Annotated in this window: 3 protein-coding genes; 2 read left to right on the top strand and 1 reads right to left on the bottom strand. The window is 75.5% G+C overall.

Features of this window, described 5'->3' with window-relative positions:
* A partial coding sequence (locus tag KS423_RS44450) for a hypothetical protein (RefSeq protein ID WP_224285361.1) occupies positions 1-339 on the top strand: 339 nt, incomplete at its 5' end.
* 78 nt (positions 340-417) lie between these two features.
* Here the strand turns inward: KS423_RS44450 and KS423_RS44445 are convergent.
* Complete coding sequence (locus KS423_RS44445) at positions 418-1,251, bottom strand: TIGR02452 family protein (protein WP_224285360.1); 834 nt, start codon at positions 1,249-1,251, stop codon at positions 418-420.
* A gap of 324 nt (positions 1,252-1,575) precedes the next feature.
* Here KS423_RS44445 and KS423_RS47775 point away from each other — a divergent pair.
* Positions 1,576-1,956: hypothetical protein (locus KS423_RS47775; RefSeq protein WP_263455870.1), on the top strand; the 381-nt coding region annotated here is incomplete at its 3' end.

Below are 1,956 nucleotides of genomic sequence, written 5' to 3'. Positions count from 1 at the left end.
GAAGCCACCGGAGCGACGCTCGTCACGGTCACGGCCGCCGCCGAAGCCGCCACGGTCACGGTTGAAACCACCGCGGTCACGGTCGAAGCCACCGGAGCGACGCTCGTCACGGTCACGGCCGCCGCCGAAGCCGCCGCCGGCGCCGGGGCGGCCGTGCAGTGGCGCCGGAGCTCGGGCACGGGCACCGCGGCGGCACTGACCGGCCTGTACGTCGCCGCGTTCGGCGGCTCGCACCCGCTGGCGAAGCGGATCGGCGCCTGGCCGTCCGTCTTCGCCGTGACCGGCGTGGTCGCGGCGGCCTCCACGGCCGCGACGGCGCTCTCCGCCCGCAGGAAGTAGCCGGCTGCCGGGCGGGAGGAGTAGCCGGCTACCGGCCCGGGGAGGCAGCCGGCCGGCGGACCGGGAGAAGCCGGCCGACTAGCGGACCGCCGCACCGAACCGGGCCTCGAAGGCGGCCCGGTTCGCCGAGACGGGCGAACGGTCCCAGACCGCGAACACCACCCGCTCGAAGGCCGCCCCGTACCGGGCCAGTGCCCCCTCGAAGGCCTCGGCGACCTGCGCCGGGTCGTTGCGGAACACCCCGCAGCCCCAGGCGCCGAGCACCAGCGTGCGCACCTCGTGCCGGGCGGCCGCCGCGAGCACCCGCACGGCCCGCTCGGCGAGCACGCCCCGGACGTCCGTACCGGGCGAACGCCGTTCCAGCTGACCGGCGTTGGGCGCGGGCGAGGTCAGGAAGGTGACCGGGTACGGCTGCGCCAGCAGCTCGCCGCGCCCGTCCCGGATCACCGGCACCGCCGGGGAGACGATCACCCGGTGGCTGTACCGGAGGTCGGTGGAGGCCCGGTGCGCCTCGTAGTAGTCCGGCGCCTCCAGCAGGCAGCTGTACAGCAGCGCGCTGCGGCACAGGTCCTCCTCCTGGGCGCGGGCGCCGCGCAGGTAGCCGCCGCCGGGGTTGCGCGCGGAGGCGAAGTTCAGCACCCCGACCGGCCCCGCCCCGGCCTCGACCAGCCGGCGGGCGGCCTGGATGCTCCCCTCGGCCGTCACCTCGATCCGCCCGTCCGCCGGCCCCGGCCCGCGGTCCCCCGCGGCCAGCAGCGCGTCCAGCCGCTCCGGCGCATACGACACCGTGCCGGCCTTCGCCGCCGTCAACTCCTCCCCCACCCGCACGAGTTCGCCCCCGGTCGTCCGGTAGCTCCCCCGCTCGGCGATCTCCTCGTTCACCCGTGCCACGTCGTGCAGTCTGCTGCTCATGGCCGCGACGCTACGGGACTACCGCGCCCGCGCGCCACAGGTTATTCTCACTTCCAGAACAACACCTCAGGGGGGCACCGTCAGGTGTCGGGGGGTGTCGGGGGAACGCGAAGGGCCCGCTCCGGGGACGGAGCGGGCCCTTCGTACGTTCAGCCGGGTCGGCGGTCGACTACCGCCCGTACGGCGTCAGTTCTTCCAGCGCGGCTTGCGGTCGTCGCGGTCGAAGCCACCGGGGCGGCGGTCGTCACGGTCGCGGCCGCCGCCGAAGCCGCCACGGTCACGGTTGAAACCACCGCGGTCGGACTGCGGACGGCCGCCGGAGCGGTGGTCGTCGCGGCGCGAGAACGGACGGCTGCTGCCGCCGCGCTCGTCACGGTCCCGGCCGAAGGACGGGCGGTCACCGAAGGAGCGGGCCGGACGGTCACCGAAGGAGCGGCCGCCACGGTCGTCGCGGTCACGGTTGAAACCACCGCGGTCACGGTCGAAGCCACCGGAGCGACGCTCGTCACGGTCACGGCCGCCGCCGAAGCCGCCACGGTCACGGTTGAAACCACCGCGGTCACGGTCGAAGCCGCCCGAACGACGCTCGTCACGGTCACGGCCGCCGCCGAAGCCGCCACGGTCACGGTTGAAACCACCGCGGTCACGGTCGAAGCCACCGGAGCGACGGTCGTCACGGTCCCGGTCACGGCCGCCGCCGAAGCC

This window comes from Streptomyces sp. LS1784 (assembly GCF_020103755.1).
Classification (GTDB): Bacteria; Actinomycetota; Actinomycetes; order Streptomycetales; family Streptomycetaceae; genus Kitasatospora.
The sequence above is the reverse complement of the archived record's forward strand: the minus strand, read 5'-3'. Positions and strand labels throughout refer to the sequence as shown.

What these genes read in the sequence shown, in the direction of transcription:
- KS423_RS44445 (WP_224285360.1), bottom strand. Translation starts at nt 1,251, where the DNA reads ATGAGCAGCAGACTGCACGACGTGGCACGGGTGAACGAGGAGATCGCC.